Source organism: Streptomyces sp. NPDC044033, assembly GCF_056434425.1.
In genome coordinates, this window is the sequence record NZ_JBWKFF010000007.1 from 156,290 (window position 1) to 175,522 (window position 19,233).

General features: G+C 74.1%; 15 protein-coding genes. 3 read left to right on the forward strand and 12 right to left on the reverse strand.

Going from position 1 to position 19,233, the window contains the following annotated elements; translation table 11 throughout:
* Window positions 1-96 precede the first annotated feature (96 nt).
* Window positions 97-1,614 carry an alpha/beta hydrolase gene (locus tag AC07AB_RS15215; protein WP_478565831.1) on the forward strand — a complete coding sequence of 506 codons (1,518 nt, stop codon included), beginning with the start codon at window positions 97-99 and terminating at the stop codon, window positions 1,612-1,614.
* A 396-nt stretch (window positions 1,615-2,010) separates the two neighbouring features.
* Window positions 2,011-3,645 (forward strand): alpha/beta hydrolase, encoded by a 1,635-nt coding sequence (locus AC07AB_RS15220; RefSeq protein ID WP_478565834.1) that lies wholly within the window; start codon window positions 2,011-2,013, stop codon window positions 3,643-3,645.
* A gap of 163 nt (window positions 3,646-3,808) precedes the next feature.
* Here AC07AB_RS15220 and moeZ read toward each other — a convergent pair whose 3' ends face one another.
* The 12 genes from moeZ to AC07AB_RS15280 all read right to left on the reverse strand — a co-directional run bounded on the left by moeZ (window position 3,809) and on the right by AC07AB_RS15280 (window position 18,789).
* The gene (moeZ, locus tag AC07AB_RS15225) at window positions 3,809-4,987 is read right to left on the reverse strand and encodes an adenylyltransferase/sulfurtransferase MoeZ (RefSeq protein WP_478565837.1); all 1,179 of its coding nucleotides are present in this window, start codon (window positions 4,985-4,987) and stop codon (window positions 3,809-3,811) included.
* Between the two features lie 79 nt (window positions 4,988-5,066).
* Complete coding sequence (locus AC07AB_RS15230; RefSeq protein WP_478565840.1) at window positions 5,067-5,921, reverse strand: spherulation-specific family 4 protein; 855 nt, start codon at window positions 5,919-5,921, stop codon at window positions 5,067-5,069.
* Complete coding sequence (locus AC07AB_RS15235) at window positions 5,909-6,847, reverse strand: NAD-dependent epimerase/dehydratase family protein (protein WP_478565843.1); 939 nt, start codon at window positions 6,845-6,847, stop codon at window positions 5,909-5,911. Before AC07AB_RS15235 ends, AC07AB_RS15230 begins: the two co-directional genes overlap by 13 nt.
* 246 nt (window positions 6,848-7,093) lie before the next feature.
* Window positions 7,094-8,389: a hypothetical protein gene (locus AC07AB_RS15240; protein WP_478565846.1), complete on the reverse strand. Its 1,296-nt coding sequence runs from the start codon at window positions 8,387-8,389 to the stop codon at window positions 7,094-7,096.
* Entirely contained in the window at window positions 8,386-10,326 is a 1,941-nt protein-coding gene (locus tag AC07AB_RS15245) for a glycosyltransferase (RefSeq protein ID WP_478565849.1), read from the reverse strand. The genes AC07AB_RS15240 and AC07AB_RS15245 overlap by 4 nt, the downstream gene beginning before the upstream one ends.
* Before the next feature lie 211 nt (window positions 10,327-10,537).
* Window positions 10,538-12,169, reverse strand: a complete 1,632-nt coding sequence (locus AC07AB_RS15250) for a dipeptide ABC transporter ATP-binding protein (RefSeq protein WP_478565852.1) — start codon at window positions 12,167-12,169, stop codon at window positions 10,538-10,540.
* Complete coding sequence (locus tag AC07AB_RS15255; RefSeq protein WP_478565855.1) at window positions 12,166-13,155, reverse strand: ABC transporter permease; 990 nt, start codon at window positions 13,153-13,155, stop codon at window positions 12,166-12,168. Before AC07AB_RS15255 ends, AC07AB_RS15250 begins: the two co-directional genes overlap by 4 nt.
* On the reverse strand, window positions 13,152-14,189 hold the full coding sequence (locus tag AC07AB_RS15260) for an ABC transporter permease (protein ID WP_478565857.1): 1,038 nt from the start codon (window positions 14,187-14,189) through the stop codon (window positions 13,152-13,154). The genes AC07AB_RS15255 and AC07AB_RS15260 overlap by 4 nt, the downstream gene beginning before the upstream one ends.
* A complete protein-coding gene (locus AC07AB_RS15265) occupies window positions 14,186-15,928 on the reverse strand; it encodes an ABC transporter substrate-binding protein (RefSeq protein WP_478565860.1) in 1,743 nt (580 codons plus the stop codon). The genes AC07AB_RS15260 and AC07AB_RS15265 overlap by 4 nt, the downstream gene beginning before the upstream one ends.
* Window positions 15,929-16,089: 161 nt before the next feature.
* Window positions 16,090-16,182 carry an Ms4533A family Cys-rich leader peptide gene (locus tag AC07AB_RS15270; RefSeq protein WP_478565863.1) on the reverse strand — a complete coding sequence of 31 codons (93 nt, stop codon included), beginning with the start codon at window positions 16,180-16,182 and terminating at the stop codon, window positions 16,090-16,092.
* Window positions 16,183-16,403: 221 nt separating this feature from the next.
* Entirely contained in the window at window positions 16,404-17,798 is a 1,395-nt protein-coding gene (locus AC07AB_RS15275; RefSeq protein WP_478565866.1) for a DUF3152 domain-containing protein, read from the reverse strand.
* Complete coding sequence (locus AC07AB_RS15280) at window positions 17,791-18,789, reverse strand: alpha/beta fold hydrolase (RefSeq protein WP_478565869.1); 999 nt, start codon at window positions 18,787-18,789, stop codon at window positions 17,791-17,793. Before AC07AB_RS15280 ends, AC07AB_RS15275 begins: the two co-directional genes overlap by 8 nt.
* Before the next feature lie 151 nt (window positions 18,790-18,940).
* Here AC07AB_RS15280 and AC07AB_RS15285 point away from each other — a divergent pair, with 151 nt between their 5' ends.
* Entirely contained in the window at window positions 18,941-19,171 is a 231-nt protein-coding gene (locus AC07AB_RS15285; RefSeq protein ID WP_478565872.1) for a hypothetical protein, read from the forward strand.
* Window positions 19,172-19,233: the final 62 nt, after the last annotated feature.

Genomic DNA, 19,233 nt, shown 5'->3' on the forward strand with positions numbered 1-19,233 from the left:
CGCGAGGCGCGCGCCCGGTGCGGGCCCGCCCGGAGGATGGCAGTCCGCGTACGTTCCCGTCCCGCGTACGTACCGCCGACCTCCGGGAGAGCCGCCGTGTCGAGATCCGTACGGACCGGGGCCCTGTTCCTCGCCGCGCTGCTGGCCGGCGCCGCTGCCGGGGGCTGCTCCAACGGCGGCGCGGACAGCTCGCGGGCCGACACCGGTGCCGGGCAGCAGCTGGACTGGAAGTCCTGCCCCGCCCCCAGCGACAGCGAGGACGCCTCCACGGGCCAGGCGCCCGGCGGCCCCTGGGAGTGCGCCACGCTGCACGCCCCGCTCGACTACAAAGCCCCCAAGGGCGACAGCATCGGCATCGCCCTGATCCGCGCGAAGGCCACCGACCCGGACCACCGGATCGGCTCGCTCTTCTTCAACTTCGGCGGCCCCGGCGGCTCCGGCATCACCACCCTCCCCGCCTTCGCCGAGGACTACAAGAACCTCCGCACCCGCTACGACCTCGTCAGCTTCGACCCGCGCGGCGTCGGCCGCAGCGACGGCGTCAAGTGCCTCGGCGACAAGGATCTCGACTCCTACTACGCGGCCGACTCGGCCCCGGACGACGCGGGCGAACAGCGCGCCCTCATGGGCCGCGTCAAAAAGTACGCCGCCGCCTGCGAGAAGAACTCCGGCAAGGTCCTCGCGCACGCGGGGACCTCGAACGCGGCGCGCGACATGGACCTGATGCGCCAGGCGCTGGGCGACGCCGAACTCCACTACTTCGGCATCTCCTACGGGACGGAACTCGGCGGCGTCTACGCCCACTTGTTCCCGAAAAAGGTGGGGCGCGCCCTCCTCGACGGCGTCGTCGACCCGACGCACGACCCGGTGCAGAGCGCCCTGGGCCAGGCGAAGGGCTTCCAGCTCGCGCTCGGCAACTACCTGCGGGCGTGCGCCGGAAGCCATGACAACTGCCCCACCGAGCGGCAGATCCAGCGGTTGCTGGCCCGCCTGGACAGACGGCCGGCGCCCGCGGCGGACGGCCGTGAGCTCACCCAGTCGCTCGCCAGCGGCGGCATCGCCCAGTCGCTGTACTCGAAGGACTTCTGGGACTACCTCACCGAAGGCGTGGAGGACGCCGAGAACGGCGACGGCAAGATCCTCCTCGCCCTCGGCGACTCCATGAACGGCCGCGACAAGGACGGCGCCTACAGCTCCTTGCAGTCCTCCCTCAACGCCATCACCTGCGCCGACTTCAAGCAGCGCTACACGGCCGACGACATCGCGGGCAAGGTCGCCGAGTTCCGCCGGGCGTCCCCCGTCTTCGGGGACTTCATGGCGTGGAGCCTCACCCAGTGCACCGGCTGGCCGGTGCCCGGCGAGTGGAAGACCCCCGAGGTGAGCGCCGAGGGAGCGGCCCCGATGCTGGTGGTGGGCAACACCGGGGACCCCGCGACGCCGTACGAGGGCGCGCGGAAGATGGCGCGGCGGCTGGGCCCGGGCGTCGGCGTCGAACTCACCTACAAGGGGGAGGGCCACGGCGCGTACAACAGCGGCAACGCGTGTGTGAAGCGCACGGTGGACGCCTATCTGCTGGACGGCACGGTCCCGAAGGACGGCAAGGTCTGCTCCTGACGCCCGTCCGGACCGCCTCCCGTCCGGACCGCCGCCCCGCCGGTCCCCCGCCCCGGCCCTGCGCGCCCCCGGTTGTCAGTGCCCCAGGTTGTCAGTGCCCCCCACTACGATCGCCCGCACAGCGGTCCAGCGCTGAGGGGCTCAGCAGGGGGCCCGGAGGGGGACGGGGTGGCGGAGGTGTCTGGAGGGGGCGCGGCGGTACGGGCCAGGGTGCGCGGGCGCGTACCGGACGGCTGCCCGCCGGCAGATGTGGGCGCCGCGCCCGGCAGATGGCGGCTGCACGCTTCTCGCACAGGGCGGGCTCGCGCGCCCGACCATATGGCATCCTCCGGTCACAGGCTCACAAATCCGAAGACTTCGAGCCTGTCGGACAGACAGGCAGGAGGGTGGCAGACGATGCGGAGCCCCATACGGACCCGGTCCCGGACCCAGTACCGGCGCCGGCGCCGGGCCCGGATGCCGGCGGTCGCGGCTCTCGTGGTGGCCCTCGCGGCCACGGCGTGCGGAGGCGGCGGCGCGGGCAAGGCCGCCGGAGACAAGAAGCACGGCACCGCGTCCCCGGCTTCCCCGACCGGCGCCTCGGGGCTCGGCGCGCAGCGGCTGAACTGGCAGCGGTGCGCGGCTCCCACCACGGCGCAGGGCGGCACCGGCAAGGCCCCCGAGCCCCTGGCGGACGGCACCCGGTGGGAGTGCTCCACGCTCAAGGTGCCGCTGGACTACGCGGAGCCGGCCGGGCCCACCATCGATCTCGCCCTGATCCGCGCGAAGGCCCGCAGCGGCGCCTCCCGCCTCGGTTCGCTCGTCTTCAACTTCGGCGGGCCCGGCGGCTCGGGCGTGGCGACGCTGCCCGGCTTCGCAGCCGACTACGAGGCCCTGCGCGCCCGCTACGACCTCGTCAGCTTCGACCCGCGCGGGGTCGGCGGGAGCGCGGGCGTCAAGTGCCAGAGCGACAAGGAGACCGACGACGCGAACGCGGTCGACGCGACTCCGGACGACGATGCCGAGCTTAAGGCGGCGCTGGCCGCCAACAAGGCGTACGTCGACGCGTGCCGGAAGAACTCCGGGAAGCTGCTCGGGCACGTGGACACCACGAGCGCGGCCCGCGACCTGGACGTCATGCGCCAGGTTCTGGGCGATGCCAAGCTGCACTATTTCGGCATCTCCTACGGCACCGAACTGGGCGCCGTCTACGCCCACTTGTTCCCCCGGCGCGTCGGCCCCATGGTGCTCGACGCCGTCGTCGACCCCACCCAGGAACCCCTCCAGGGCGGCCTCGACCAGACCAAGGGCTTCCAGCGCGCGCTCGACGACTACATGCGGGACTGCGCGGAGAACGTCACCGGCTGCCCGCTCGGCAGCGGCCCCGAGGAGGGCACCAAGCGGATCACCGCGCTGCTGAAGAAGCTCGACTCCGATCCGCTGCCGACCCGCGACGGCCGCAAGCTGACCCAGGACCAGGCCGTCAACGGGATCGCGTCCGCGCTGTACTCCAAGGAAACCTGGCAGTACCTCACCCGCGGGCTCCAGGAGGCCACGACGCTGGGCAGCGGCAACTACCTGCAACTGCTCGCCGACTCGCTGTCCGGGCGCGACCGCGACGGCCACTACAGCAACCTCCAGGCCGCGAACCGGGCGATCACCTGCGCCGACGCCCAGCAGCGCTACGACGGCAACGACGTGCAGGCGTGGCTGGCGAAGTTCCGCGCGGCGTCGCCGGTCTTCGGCGAGTCCTCCGCGTGGTCGCTGCTGAGCTGCGCCGGCTGGCCCGTCGAGGGGCGCTGGAAGACCCCGGACGTACGGGCCGCGGGCGCGGGCGCGATCCTCGTCATCGGCAACACGGGCGACCCGGCCACCCCGTATGAGGGCGCCCGGCGGATGGCCCGGGAGCTGGGCAAGGGCGTGGGCGTCGAGGTCACGTACAAGGGCGAGGGGCACGGCGCGTACAACAGCGGCAACGGCTGCATGACGCGGACGGTGAACGGCTACCTGCTCGACTCCAAGGTCCCCGCGGACGGCGCGACCTGCTCGTAAGGGGCCGGTCCGCGCGGACGGCGCGAGCTGCCCGTAAGGGGCCGGTCCGCGCGGACGGCGCACAACGGCGGGGCCCGCTCGCCCTCTTCGGGTGAGCGGGCCCCGTAGGCCGTCCCGCGGGTTCAGAGCACGCGCCGTGTCCCTGGCCGGATCGGCGGGCGGGTCAGTAGACCGGCTTCTCCGGCTCGATCTGGTTGACCCAGCCGATCACTCCGCCGCCCACGTGGACCGCGTCGGCGAAGCCCGCGGACTTGAGGACCGCGAGGACTTCCGCGGAGCGGACACCCGTCTTGCAGTGCAAGACGATCTTCTTGTCCTGCGGAAGGTCCTGGAGGGCGGTGCCCATCAGGAACCCGTCCTTGGGGATCAGCTTGGCGCCGGGGATCGAGACGATCTCGTACTCGTTCGGCTCGCGGACGTCGATGATCTCGATGTTCTCGCCCTCGTCCAGCCACTCCTTGAGCTGCTTGGGCGTGATCGTCGAGCCGGCCGCGGCCTCCTGGGCCTCCTCGCTCACGACGCCGCAGAAGGCTTCGTAGTCGATCAGCTCGGTGACGGTGGCGTGCTCGCCGCAGACCGCGCAGTCGGGGTCCTTGCGGACCTTGACCTGGCGGTAGGTCATCTCCAGGGCGTCATAGATCATCAGGCGGCCGACCAGCGGCTCGCCGATGCCGGCGAGCAGCTTGATGGCCTCGTTGACCTGGATCGAGCCGATGGAGGCGCAGAGCACGCCCAGCACGCCGCCCTCGGCGCAGGAGGGGACCATGCCGGGGGGCGGGGGCTCCGGGTAGAGGCAGCGGTAGCAGGGGCCGTGCTCGGACCAGAAGACCGACGCCTGGCCGTCGAAGCGGTAGATCGAGCCCCATACGTACGGCTTGTTCAGCAGCACGCAGGCGTCGTTGACGAGATAGCGGGTGGCGAAGTTGTCGGTGCCGTCCACGATCAGGTCGTACTGGGAGAAGATCTCCATGACGTTCTCCGCCTCAAGGCGCTCCTGATGGAGAACGACGTCCACATACGGGTTGATGCCCTTGACCGAGTCGCGGGCGGACTCGGCCTTGGGGCGGCCGATGTCGGCCTGGCTGTGGATGATCTGGCGCTGCAGGTTCGACTCGTCGACCTCGTCGAACTCCACGATGCCCAGGGTGCCGACGCCGGCCGCGGCGAGGTACATCAGGGCGGGCGAGCCGAGGCCGCCCGCGCCCACACAGAGCACCTTGGCGTTCTTCAGCCGCTTCTGCCCGTCCATCCCGACATCCGGGATGATCAGATGGCGCGAGTACCTGCGGACCTCATCGACGGTGAGCTCGGCAGCCGGCTCGACCAGGGGTGGCAGCGACACGGGGACTCCGTTGGTCGGTGGACGGGACCGTCCCCGCTCACGCGGGGCACTTCTCTCCGTAACACTGCCACGCCCCTCCTCATTCCGAGACACCAGGTCCGATGAGCGAGACGATCTCGTCCCAATAACCGGGCATCGACTCCCAGGCGCCGCCTCCGCCCGCCGCTCCGGGGCGCGGCGAGCGGTCCGTGAAGCAGACCGTCCCCGCCCCCTGCCAGCGGGCGATGCGCAGGGCCTCCTCCAGATGCGGACGCGGCAGGCCGTGCACGAGGTGGCAGAACCGCTCGGGCGGGTAGTCCGCGGTCCATTCGGCGGCCTGGGACCACCGGTAGTCCGACCACGCCCCCTCGAAGGTCACCAACTGGTCCCCGCTCTCCACATATCCGGGGAAGGGCTGCGAGCCGTGGGCGAGGACGACGTACGGGCGGTCGAGCAGCGTGCGCAGGGTCGCCGCCGTGCGGCGGATCTCCGGCAGTCCGGAGCGCTCCGTGGGGCAGCGGTCCAGATAGAAGCCGTCGACCCTGTACCAGTCCAGGAAGCGGTGCGCGTCCGAGACCAGTTCGCCGAAGGGGCGCGCCCCCGACCGCGCGTCCAGATGGCCCAGGACCCGCACCCCCGCGCTCCGCAGCCGGCCGGCGACGCCCAGGCAGTACGGGTCCGGGCGGGCGCCCGGGCCCTGGGCGACGTTCAGCACGGTCCAGTCCAAGGGCAGGCCGGGGCGGAGCAGTTCGCCCCACTCGGCGGGCGCGACCATCGGGTGGGCGTAGCCGGGCACGCCGACCCCGAGCCCCTTCGCGGCAGGCGGCGGCGCGTCGGTCCGCCGCGAGGCTGCGGCCCGTTGCCCGGCCGCCGCCCACCGCGCCGCACCCGCCCGTGGCGCCCCGGCGGCCCGTTGCACCCGGGCGGCGAACCCACGGGGCGTCAGATACGACATGCCGCCTCCATCCAGATGTCCGCGAGGGACTCCTCCAGGGCGATCCGCGGCCGCCAGCCGAGCCGGTCGCGGGCGGTGCGCACGTCCGCCTGCTGCCAGCTGCCGCAGCCGTCCGGGTAGGGGTAGGCGGGCACGCCGCCCGGGTGGTCGCCCGGGCCCCCGCGCAGGGACGGCGCGTCCATCTCGTGCAGCGCCCCGCCGAAGCCCGCGACGCGGGCGAGGACGGCCGCGGCGTCGCGCAGCCGCACCGCGCGGCCCGTACCGATGTTGACGACACCCTGCGCCGCCGACAGGGACGCGGCGTGCACCGCCCGGGCCACGTCCCGTACGTCCACGAAGTCCCGCTGCACCCCGAGGCCGCTCAGTTTCAGCTCGCTCTCACCGCTCTGCATCGCGCGCCGCATCGCCTCCGCGAGCCGCCCCAGCGGCGATCCGGCGGGGGTGCCGGGGCCCACCGGCGAGAAGACCCGCAGCACCACCGCGTCCAGGTCCGAGCCCAACACCAGCTCCGTGCCGGCGAGCTTGCTCACGCCGTACGGGCCGCCGGGGCGCGGCACCGCGTCCTCGGCCGTCGAGGAGCCCGACTGCGAGGGCCCGTACTCCGCCGAGCAGCCGAGCTGCACCAGGCGCGCCCCGCAGCCGCTGCGGCGCAGCGACTCGCAGACCGTGGCGACGGAGACGGTGTTGTGACGGGTCAGCTCGCGCGCGCCGCCACGCGTCGTACCGGCGCAGTTGATCACGACGCCCGGGTGCACGGCGTCCAGGAAACGGGTCAGCGCGCCGGGGCTGCCGGTGGACAGGTCGAAGCGGACGTCGGCGTCGTCGCCGCGGCCGAGCGCCGTGAGCTGGACGGCGGGGTCGGCGAGCAGCCGGTCGGCCACGTACCGGCCGAGGTAGCCGTTGGCGCCGAGCAGCAGGGCCCTCATCGGTCGTGCCCTCGCTCCCACTCGGCCGGCCCGGAGGGTTCCGGCGCCCTCGTCGCCACTCTGCTGGCGGGTCGAACGGTCATGTGCGTTGCTCCTCAAGGTGGTTGACACCGACCGGGGGCGCCCCGGCCGAGCGGTCGGACGCGACGGCCCCCGATCCATGCGCGTACGGCGTACAGGTCCCCGCCGGCCCCGCGCCCCCGAGCCCGTGGTGCGGGCGGGCTCGCGCCGCCCCGCCCCCGCCCGTCACATCCGCCCCGCTGCGGTCGCGGCGTGGGCGGAGGCTCGGGTGAGGGCGGGGAAGGCCCGGGTCAGGAGGGCGAGGGCGGCCAGGGTGCAGGCGGCGGCGGGGACGGCGGCCGGGCCGTGGGCGGTGACCGCCGCGGCGACCGGGCGGGCCACCACCCCGCAGCCCGGCAGGCGGGCGATGAGCACGGCGCACACGGCGCCGGCCTCGGCGCAGCAGGCCGCCGCCGCGCCGGTGACCGCGGCGGCGGCGAAGCCGTGCGCCACGAGCAGCCGGGCGGTGAAGAGGAGGACGGCGAGCGACACGGCGGCGGCCATGTCGACCGGTGCGGCGTACGGCCGCTCGCCCAGCGCGAGACGGGCCGCCGGGAGGAGCGCGAGGACGGCGCACAGGAACAGCGTGACGGCCCCCGCCAGGAGCGGCCGGACGCGCCCGGCGAACTCCGCGAGCCCCCGGCCGGCCGTGAGCGCCCGGCCGGACCGTACGGCGAACCAGCGGGCGCACCACGCGGCCGGCGGCACGGCGAAGGCCAGGGCCAGGGCGGTGGGGGCGCCGTCGTGGGCGGGGGGCGCGGCGGTGGGGAGGGCGTCCGGGCCGCCGTCGAGGACTTCGGCGAGCAGCCAGTCGCCGAAGAGCGCGTACCCGATCAGCCAGCCGGCGGACAACGCGCCTAAGAGCCCGCCGCCCCTGCCCAGGCAGGCCCGGAGCGCCACCGCCGCCACGGCGGCTCCGCACGCGCCGACGCAGGTGCGGACCGCGGGGGACTCGCCCCCGGCGAACGACAGCGCCGTCACGGTCGCGGCGCACGCCGCTCCGGGCAGCAGATACAGCGCGGCGCGCCGCACGCGCGCGCCACGGGAGCGGCGCGGGGCGGCGGTGCCGTCCGCGCGTTCCCTTTCAGGGGCGTCGTCGCGCTCTTGAAGAGCGTCATCGCGCTCTTCAGGGGCGTCGTCGCGCGGCACGCGCGCGTACAGCTCCTCGGCGAGGGCGAAGACGTCGCGGTGGCGGCAGTTGGCGGCGGTCCGGTCCGTGACTCCCCGGGCCTCCAGTCCGGCGGCGATCTCCAGCGGGTCGACGGCCCGCGCGCACAGTCCGCGGTGCTGGTGCATGAGCGCCTTGACCGGATCGGCGGGCCCTCGCGGGGCCTTACGGGCCGGGTCGGCCGACTGGGGCCGGGCCCCCGGTTCCGGTCGCTCCGGGGCGTCTTCGGGCAGCGCGCCGAGCGGTGCGGCTACGGCCTCGCGCCCAGGCTCTGCGGCCGTGCCGTCCGGCGGCGTCATACGGGGCCGGTTCACGCGCCCTCCTCTGGCCGGCGAGCCGCGGACCGTCGGGCCGGCGCCCCCGCCGGCTCTTCCTCGCGCCCGCCGCCCCGGGCCCAGCCGGGCACATGTGCGGCGGGCTCATCGGGCTCCGGCGGTCGTGCCCGCGCGTCCGGGCCGCCGCCGGGCAGCCACTGCCGGAATCGGGCGGAGCGGCCGGGGGCCGGGGCCGACGCGGACCAGCGGCCCGGGACATGGGACTCGGCGGGCCGGGCGAACGGGAGGGGCTGGCCGTCGGCGCCCACGGCCGCGCCGCGCACCGGGCAGTGCGCGACGATCTCCAGGTAGATCCCGTGGAACGCCGCGGTGTTCCGCTCGGCGGTGAAGAGTTCCAGGGCGCGGGCGCGGGCCGCCGCACCCAGCCGGGAGCGGCGCTCGGGGTCGCGGAGCAGATCGACGCAGGCGTCGGCGAGGGCGTGCGGGTTGCGGGGCGGGACCACCAGGCCCGTGCCGCCGATGACTTCGCGGACCGCGCCGACGTCCGTGGAGACCGTAGCGCGAGCGCAGAACATCGCCTCGGCGAGGGGCAACGGGAAGTCTTCCGCGACGCTGGAGAGGACGACGACGCTGCCGCGGGCGTAGGGGCCGGCCTGGTGCGCCGGCCCGGAGCCGTCCGGCTCCTCGAAGGAGACCGGGCCCTGGCCGGGGAAGAGTTCGGCGGCGAGCACCCGGCAGCGCTCCAGGTAGGCCGCCGCCTCGCGGCCCGGCGCCGGAGCGCCGACGATGCGCAGCCGGGCGTCCGGCTCGGACGCGCGGATCAGCACGAAGGCGTGCAGGAGGGCGACGAGGTCCTTGGCGGGGGCGATCCGGCCGGTCCACAGGAGGGTTCGGCCGTCGTCGGCGGCGGCGCCCTCCTCCACGTCCGCGAAGGGGCGCGCGTCCAGGCCGGGGTGGACGGTGCGTACGCGGGCGCGGTCGGCGCCGCAGCGCTCCTGCCAGCGCCGGGCGTGGGCGTCGCCGGAGGTGACGAGCGCGGCGGCGCCGTAGACCTCGGCGGCCAGCAGCCCGTGGAAGGCGGCGAGCAGCGACCGCAGCGCCGGTGACGTGCTGCCGGGCGCGTACGCGGGGTCGAGGTAGTGGGCGCGCAGCCGCACGCCGTACTCGGTGACGAGCAGGGGCGTGCCGAAGAAGCGTTTGGCCAGCAGCCCGGGGAGGGCGGCGGGGCCCCCGGTGGTCGCGTGGCACAGGTCGACTCCGGCGAGCCCCGCGTCACCGGCGCGGTCGGCCCCCCCGTACCAGTCGAGCGAGAGGGGGCGCAGGGCGCGTTCCAGCAGCGCCGTGGCGGTGAGGAGGTCGCCGACGTGCGCGCTCCGCGAGCGGCTGGTGGCTTCCGGCGCGTGGCAGGCGGCTTCGAGGAGGCGTACGGCGTGTTCCGAGCGGAGGGCGCGGGGCAGTCCGCCCGCGTCGCGGGCCAGTTCGGCGAGGCCGTAGAGGCCATTGGCGAAACGGCCCGCCGGCCACGCGGAGCCGCCAGGGCCCCGGGAACCGCGCAGCGCGCCGGAGCCGCTGGAGTCACCGGCGCCGCCGAGCGGCCCCCGCGTCTCGCCCTCCGTCGGTGGCGTCCCAGTCCCTGAGACCGCGGACGCCGAAGCGGCGGCGACAGCGGCCGCGATTTCGCCGAAGTGCTCCGCGAACCGGCGCCGCTCGCGCCGTCCGTACGGGCGGGCGAGGGCCCCGGGCGCAGCCGACGGTCCGCCCCACAGCGGTGCCGTACGGACCCGCGACACGTGAACGGCCCGGCCTCGGGCCGCGGTGGCGGCCGCCCGCGCGGCCGCGTCCTGTTCGGCGCTGCCGCTCAGCGCGAAGACCTCGAAGTCGTGCCGTGCGAGCCCGCGCACCAGCCGGTCGCACCACTCCTGGCCCTCACCACCCGGATACGGGTATCCACCCTCCGTAAGCAGTCCGACGCGCACGAGCGCACCCCCCGTCCTCCCCTGTGGGCAGCTGCCGAACGGCAGCGAGTGCACGCTATGCGGGGCCGCGGGTGGGGGGGGGGGGGGGGGGGGGGGGGGGGGGGGGGGGGGGGGGGGGGGGGGGGGGGGGGGGGTCTCTCCCCCCCCCCCCCCCCCCCACCGGAAGGGGTGAACAGGCGTAACTTTCCCGGCGGTGGGGCGTTGGGGCGCGCTACGCGGCGGCCTCGACCGGCGCGAGGGACGGTGCGGCGGCCAGCAGGCCCCGGGTGTACGGGTGCCGCGGGTCGTCGTAGACCCTGTCCGCCGGCCCCTCCTCGACGATCCGGCCGTCCCGCATGACGACCACGCGGTCACTCACCTGGCGTACAACGGCGAGGTCGTGCGCGATGAAGACGAGCGCGATCCCCGACTCCCGCTGCACGTCCTCCAGCACCTCGACCACCTGAGCCTGCGTGGTGACGTCGAGCGCGGAGACGGGCTCGTCGCAGACGATCAGCTTCGGCCCGGGCGCGAGCGCCCGCGCGATGCCGACGCGCTGCCGCTGGCCGCCGCTGAACTCGTGCGGATAGCGATGGTAGGCATCCGGGTCGAGGCCCACCCTCCGCAGCAACCGACGCACCCGCTCCACGATCTCACTGTCCGTCAGCTCACCGGCCGTGCGCAGCGGGTCCGCGATCGACTCGCCGATGCTGCGCCTCGGATTGAGCGAGGAGACGGGGTCCTGGAAGACCATCTGCGCTTCGCCGCGGAAGCCGCGCAGCTCGCGCTCGCGCAGCCCGCCGATGTCCTGCCCCCGGTACCGCAGCGCGCCGCCGGACGGCTCCAGCAGCCGTACGAGCATCCGCCCCAGCGTCGTCTTGCCGCTGCCGGACTCCCCGACGACGCCCACGGTCTCCCCCGGACGGATCGTCAGCGAGACCTCGTCCACCGCGGTGACGGCGCGCTTGCCGCGCCCGAACTCCCGCCGCAGCCCCTTGGCTTCGAGCAGCGGCTCCGAATCGGACGCGGGCTCCGCGCCCCCCGTCCGCCGCACGTCGACGCGCGGCACCGCCGCCAGGAGCGCCCGCGTGTAGTCCTCGCGCGGGGCGTCCAGTACCGCCCGCGCCGGGCCGCGCTCGACCCCGCGCCCCTCCTTCATGACGAGCAGTTCGTCGACGTTGCCGGCCGCCACCCCCAGGTCGTGGGTGACCAGGAGCAGCCCCATGCCGGTCTCCGCGCGCAACTCCCGCAGCAGAGCGAGGATCTGCGCCTGCACGGTCACGTCCAGGGCCGTCGTCGGCTCGTCGGCGACGAGGAGCCGGGGCTCGCAGGCCAGCGCCATCGCGATCAGCGCACGCTGGCGCATGCCGCCGCTGAACTCGTGCGGGCGGGCACGGGAGCGCCGCGCGGCGTCCGGGATGCCGACGCGGTCGAGCACGTCGACGGCGCGCGCCCGCGCCGCCCGCCGCGACGCGCCCCGCCGGTGCACGCGGTACACCTCGGCGATCTGGTCGCCGATCGCGGCGTAGGGGTCGAGGGAGGAGAGCGGGTCCTGGAAGACCATGGCCGCCACCGGGCCGCGCAGGGCGCGCAGTTCGGCGTCCCCGGCGGCGAGCACGTCCCGGCCCGCGACCCGCACCGCGCCCGTGACCTCGGCGCCGGTGCCCCGGTGCAGGCCGAGCAGCCCGTACGCGACGGTGCTCTTGCCGGAGCCGGATTCGCCGACGATGCCGAGCGCGCCGCCGGGCGGCATGGTGAAGGAGAGCCCGTCGACGGCCCGTACGGCCGTACCCTGGCCCACCGGGAACGTGACGGAGAGGTCCGCGACCTCCACCAGCGGTTCGGAGATCTCGCGAGGGCTCATGCGAGGGCCACCCTTCGGTCGGCGACGGCGTACAGCAGGTCCGCCACGATGTTGGCGATGACGACGGCCGCGCCCGTGACCAGCACGACGCCCACCACCACCGGCAGGTCGATGGTGCGGGTGGCGTGCACGAGCAGCTGCCCGAGCCCCGGCAGCCCGAAGAGCGTCTCGGTCAGGACCGCGTTGCCGAACATCGAGCCGAGGTCGAGCGCGGTGAGCGCGATGACCGGTGGCAGCGCGCCGCGCAGCGCGTGCTTGCCGACGATGGACCGCTCGGCGACCCCGTACGCCCGGAACGTGCGGATGTGGTCCTCGGCGAGCGTCTCCAGCATCGAACTGCGGGTCAGCCGCGCGTACTTCGCCGACTCGATGAGGGCGAGCGCCGTCCACGGCAGCAGCAGGTTCCAGGCCCACTGCTCGGGGTCCTCGGTCAGCGCCACGTAGGAGGGGAAGGGCAGCCAGCCCAGGTACGCGCAGAAGAGCATGAGCAGCAGCAGCCCGATGATGAAGACGGGCGTGGCGGTCCCGGCCAGGGTCAGCCAGGTCAGCACCCGCTCGGTCACGCCGCCGCGGCGCAGCGCGGAGAGCAGCCCGCTGCCGACTCCGAGCAGCAGCCACAGCACCATGGCGCCGAGCGCGAGCGAGGCCGTGACGGGCAGCCGCTGGGCGATGAGGTCGGTGACCTGCTGGTCGTTCTGGTACGAGAGGCCGAAGCAGGGGGCGTCGCAGTGCAGTACGCCCGTGCCGGTGGAGTAGTCGTGGCCGGCGACGAGCCCTTGCAGGAAGTGCCAGTACTGCACGTACACCGGGTCGCCGAGGGCCAGTTGCTCGCGGACCTGGCGGATCTGCTCGGGGTTGCAGCGGGGGCCGCAGGCGAGCCGGGCGGGGTCGCCGGGGGCGACGTAGAAGAGCGCGTAGATGACGAGTGAGAGGGCGAAGAGCACGATGACCGCGCCGATGGCCCTGCGCAGGAGGTAGCCCCTCATGCCGGGTTCTCCTTCTTCTGACCCGCGCGCCCCGTACGTCCCGCGCGCCCCGTACGTCCGGTGCGTCCGGCGCGTCCTGTGCGCCCGACCCGCAGCCGGGACGCGGCGCGCGGGTCGAGCGCCGTGCGCAGCCCGTCGCCGAGGACCGTGAAAGCGAGCACGGTGATGAACAGCAGCAGCGCCGGGAGGAGCACGTACGCGGGGTCGGCGCGGAACCAGGTGGTCGCGGTGGACAGCATCTGCCCCCAGGAGGGGGTGGGCGGCGTGACGCCGACGCCCAGGAAGGACATTCCGGCCTCGGTGACGATGTTGGTCGGGAGCAGGATCGCGGCGTAGGTGATGACGGGCGCGGCCAGCGCGGGCAGCAGCTCGCGCCGGGCGACGCGCAGCCGCGAGGCGCCGCCGAGCCGGGCCGCGGCCACGTAGTCGAGCTTCTTGAGGGAGAGGGTCTGCGCCCGTACGATCCGCGCGATGCCGCCCCAGGACAGCAGGCCGATGACGATGACGAGCAGCACCGGGCGCGGGAAGGAGGACGGCACGACGGCGGTCACGCCGATGGCGAAGACGAGCATGGGCAGCGCCACCATGACATCGCTGATGTGGCTGAGGGCGCTGTCGACGAGCCGGTTGCCGAGCCCCGCGGCCAGTCCGACCGCGACGCCGATGAACACCTGCACGAGCGTGGCCCCGGCGGCGACGGCGAGCGAGACGCGGGCGCCGTAGAGGAGCCGTACGAACAGGTCCCGGCCGGTGCCCGGTTCGACGCCGAACCAGTGGTCGGCACCGATCCCGCCGTACGCGCCGACGGGCACCCCGCCGCGCGCGGAGTCGACGAGTCCGTCGTGGTAGGCGTTGACGTCCTGGCCCTCCAGGGCGCCGAGCAGCGGGGCGGCGAGCGCGAGGAGGACCAGCAGGGCGAGGACGGCGGCGGCGATCAGCGCGGACTTCCGGGCCCGCAGCCGCCGCCACACCTGCCGGGCGCCGGAGGGCGCGGTCGGGGCGGCGGGCTGCGCTTCCAGGGTCGCGGCGCTCACTTGACCGCGACCTGGGAGATGTCGAGGACGCCGGTCCAGTCGCTGATCACGATGTTCTTGGCGTCCTTGCCGTAGAGCCGCTTGTAGACGGGGTGGAACAGCGGGACGGTCAGGGCCTGTTCGCCGATCTTCTTGTCGAGAGCGCCCCAGCGCTTCGCGGCGGCGTCATGGTCGGTGATCTTGTTGATCTCGTCGATCTCGTCATTGACCTTGGGATCGTTCAGCCGTGCCGAGTTGAAGTTGGCGCCGTCCTCGACGATCTGCCGCCCGTCGAAGATCGGCGCGAGGAACGGACCGCCGGAGGGCCAGTCCGCGCCCCAGTGGCCGAGGAAGAGACCGGGCTGGGTCTTGGTCGCCTGGACCTGCTGCTTGTAGTCGTTGTCCTCCAGGCCCTGGAGCTTGACGGCGATCCCGGCCTTCTTGAGCCCGGCCTGGAGCGCGGTGGCGATCTCGGGGCTGGTCTCGAAGTCCTGGGCGGTGGAGTGGGTGAGGGTGACGGTCAGCGGGCCCTTGGGCGCGCCCTGTCCGTAGCCGGCCTGCTTCAGCAGCTCACGGGCCTTGTCGGGGGCGCCGGTCTTCCCGGCCGGGAAGTGGTCGTAGGCGGTGTAGCCGAGGGCCTTCTGGTTCGGCAGGAAGGTGGTGGCGGCCTCGGCGAGCGAGGAGCCGCCCGCGGCGTTGACGACGCTGGTGCGGTTGACCGCGTACGAGATGGCCTGGCGCACCTTCGGATCGTCGAACGGCTTGATCCCCGGGTTGAAGGCCAGGTAGTTCGTATAGCCGAAGTGGCCGGTGCCGACCCGCTCCGCGAGCTGCTTGTCGCTGCCGACCTGGGCGAGTTCGGCAGGTCCCAGGTTGGTGTCGGTGGTGATGGCGGCGGCGTCCGGGCCGGAACCGGTGGACAGCCGCTGGTTGATGACGGCGGGGTCCAGCCCCGACTTCACGTCGATGGTGTCGGGGTAGGCGTGCCGCTGGCTGTCGGTCTTCGCGGACCAGTGGGGGTTGCGCTCCAGCAGCAGCCGCTCGCCGTCGCCGGTGTTGCGGACGACCTTGTACGGGCCGGAGGAGACGGGGTGCTCCTCGTACTTGGTGCCGGTGTCCTTCGCCTTGGGCACCGGTGTGAACTGCGTCTGCGTGGCGAGGTAGGGGAAATCGCCCTCGGGCTTCTTGAGGTGGAAGACGAGGGTCTTCGCGTCGGGCGTCCCGATGGACTTAAGCCCGTCCCCGCTCTTGTCCTTGTAGGGCCCCTGATAGTGCTCGCCGCCGATCAGCCAGTCCCTCAAGTACGGTGCGCCGCCCGAGAGTTCACCGGCGAAGGAGCGCTCGATCCCGTATTTGACGTCGGCGCTGGTGATCGGCGAGCCGTCCTCGTACGCGAGGCCGTTCTTGAGCTTGTACGTCCAGACCTTGGCGTCTTCGCTGGGCTTGCCCAGGTCCGTGGCGAGGTCGGGGACGACCTTGGTGCCGGCGGCGCCGTCCGCGCGGTTGCGGGTGGTGAGGGTGCGGAAGACGAGGGAGGGGATGTTGCCGCCGCCGGAGGTGTAGAGGCGGGCCGGGTCGAAGTCCTTCTGCGGGTCGCGGTTGAGGACGGTGAGCGCGCCGCCCCGCTTCGGGGCTCCGGCCGCGCCGCCGCTCCCGGCGTCGCCGGCCTCCTTGGGTCCGCAGGCCGCCACGCCGCCGACCAGGGCGATTCCGACGGCGGCGGCGACCGCGCGGCGCGATATGAGGGGCAGTTGACGCATGGCTGAAGTGGCCTTTCACAGGGTGGCGACATGGAGCACCCACGGAAGGCGGCAGGGAGGAGCCCGTATGCGGTGGCCGGGCGCTGGACCGCCCCCGGCGGGCACGCAGAGGTCAGCGATGAGACGCGGGGGAAAGCAGAAAACGCGGAAGAGGCGCGGTCTCAGCGACAGAGAATGTCGGCGATCGCATGCGCGGCCACGCCGATCAGCGCCAGCTCGAAGGCGGCGTGTTCGGGGGCATGGCGATGCGACATGCGGAGAATCCTGGACGAATATCCGACCGCTGGCAAAGGTGTCCCACGATCAGAGACTCCAGGTCTCACTTTCTGGGATTCCCGCCCTTGACGGCGCTCTCGGGGCCCCGCTCAGCGGCGGCGGCGCTCCCTCTCAGCGGTGCTCCCTCTCAGCGGTGCTCCCTCTCAGCAGTGCTCCCTCTTGAGGACGCTCGCCTTCCGAGACGCCCGCTCCGGGGTGCTCACCCTTGGGGATGCGGCCACGGGTTGGCCCGGCAGGTCGCGCCGTCCAGCGTCAGGAACTTCGTCTGCTGCATCATCACCGGCGCGAGCGCGCCCTCCTTCGGGCAGGACTCGTGGTTGCGCCCGAGCCGGTGCCCGACCTCGTGGTTGATCAGCATCTGCCGGTAGGCGTGCATCTTGTCGTCGCCGTAGGTCACCGCGCCCCGCGCCCACCGGTAGGCGTTGATCATCACGCGCTCGGTGGCCGCCGAGTCGCACGAGACGTTGTCCTGGGTGGTGTCCAAGCCCGACTTCGCGCACCACTTCGCGGTGGTGCCGGGGCTGGCCAGGCTGATCACGAAGTCCGCGTGGCCGGTCGAGACCCGCTCGAAGGTGCGGCGGCCGCCATGGGCCCAGCTCCGGTCGTCGTTCAGGGTCTTCTGCACGGCCTCGGCGAACAGCGCGCCGTTCAGCCCCAGCCCCTTCTCCACGTCCACCCGGTACCGCAGCAACTCGCCCTTGCCGGGCGCCTTGTCGTGCCCCGGCACCGGCTCGAACTCCCCGGACGCCTGGAGCTTCGCGTCCAGCGGGAACGTCTGCGCCATCTGGACCGCGTACGGGTCCTGGTTCGCGACCGTGCCCGGCGGGGGCGCCGGGCGGCTCTTCGAGCGGGTCGTGGCGTCGGTGTGGTGCCGCTCGGCGCCCCCGGCCGGCGGTGCGGCGCCGCCCTTGTCGTCCTGCGCGACCTGGCCGGAGACCACCACGGCCAGCACCGCGGTCACGGCCGCGGCGGCGACGCCGGTGAGCGTCCGGGCGAGGCCGCCCTTGGCGGCCCCCGTGCGCCGCTCCGGGCCCCGGCTCGCCGGCACCGCCTGATCGGCGGGCACGGGCGGGACGGTGGGTCCGACGATCGGCCCGTCGGGCCGCGTGCCGTCCTTCACCTGGTCGGGCGCGCCTGCGGCGAACACGTCGTCCTCGTTTCGCCGGTGGCTCGCGGCGCGCGGGTGGTCCCCGTCGCGCCGGTGGTCCTCATAGTCGAACGCGTCGATGAACTCCTGGCGCGGGCGCGGCACCATGCCGGTCGCCATCGGGCCCTGCGACCGCGGTCGCGGATCCGGCCGCACGGCCCGGGGTCTGCCGAAGGGCGCGAACTCCCGCTCGGCGCCCTGCTGGTGCGTCTCGGCGCCGGGTTCACCGGCCTGTCGGCCGATCACTCCCCAGCCGCCGCCGGGTTCATGGTCCTCCGGGTGGCCGGCGGGGCCCTCGCCCAGCACGCGCGCCGCCGGCGCGCCGCCGGTCTCGGCGTCGTCCCGGGGGGCGCGGCGGCGACCCGTTCCAGGGGTGGCGGGCGCCGCCGGGCGCGGGGTGTCCGCCGCCTGCCGGGCGGCGGGGCCGCGCGCGCTGTGTTTACCCACGAGGCGCCTCGTCCCCTCCTGTGCCGCGGGCGTGCCGCGCATCGACGTCTTCCAGCAGTTCTTCGAAGGCCCGCGCCACTGTCTCCGGCTCCTCCATCATCGCGACGTGTCCCGCTTCGACGAGCTCCAGCAGCCGCGAGTCCCGGAAGGACCGGCTCGCCCGGCGCGCCATGCGGAATGCGACCAATTGGTCTCGCATGCCGTAAACGAGCAGAGTGGGCGCGAGGACTCGCTCCGCCTGCCGCCACAGGGAGTGCTGCCCGCCGAGGGTATAGGCGTCGACGATCCCGCGCGCCGAGCGCATCATCACGTCCCAGAAGTAAGGGAGTCCGAGCCGCCGCTCATACTCGGCGACGGCTTCCGCGAAGCTGTCGGGCGAGACCCGCCGCGGGTCGCCGTAGCAGAGCGCGAGCACCTCCCGGGTGCGCCGCTCCGGGGTCCAGCCCCTGGTCGCGCGGATGAAGAGCGGCACCATCCCCGGCACCGCCAGCATCGCCGTGGGCACGGCGCTCCGCTGCGGGCGCAGCTCGGGCAGCGCGGGCGAGATGAGCGTGGCCGTACGGACCAGGTCCGGCCGTACCGCCGCGACGCGGGTGGCGACCGCGCCGCCCATCGAGTTGCCGAACAGGTGCACCGGGCCGCGCTCGCTCGCGTCGAGGTAGCGGATGACGGCCCGCGCGTGTCCGGTGATGGAGTAGTCGCCGTCGTCCGGCGGCGGGGAGTGGCCGAACCCCGGCAGGTCGAGCGCCTCGCCGTCCACCCGGTGCGCGAGCCGCGCCATCAGGTCGGACCAGTTCTGCGACGAGCCGCCGAACCCGTGCACGTACAGAGCGGGCGCCAGGCCCTCCGCCAGCGGCGGACGGGAGCGGACGGCCAGGGTGAGGCCGGGCAGGGTCACGGTCCGCAGCGCCTCCCCCGCGCGGCTCCGCACGGAACCCCCGGGCGGCACCGTGGGGACAGTGCGGGCATCCGGCGACTCGGTCGAAGACATGCGGGCAATGTTACGAGACGATCACGCCGCGAGCCCGTGTGTTCGCCGTCACAGATCGCGTGGCGGCCCGGGCCCGCCTCTCCTAGGCTCGGGTGCAGGGCGCGCGCCCGGCAGCCCGTGTGAAGGGCGCTCGCCCGGGAAAGGGGCCACCATGCCTGTAGACCCGACCGACCCTGAAACCTTCGACGACGGCGACGGCGACGCGGCGGGCGCGCCGGAGATCGACGTCGAGGCCCCCGAAGCCGACGCCGCCGAACAGCGCACCGACCTCACGCCCCGCCGGGACGACCCCCTGAGCGGGTTCGACCCCGGCACGGCCGATCCCGGGGACGCGGCCGAACAGGCCCGCGTCGTCGATACCGATGAGGAGGACTACCGGTGACGGGGTGACCACGGACGAGACAGGTGCTTTGTCGGCAATATGGATTTTGTCGACTTCTCACT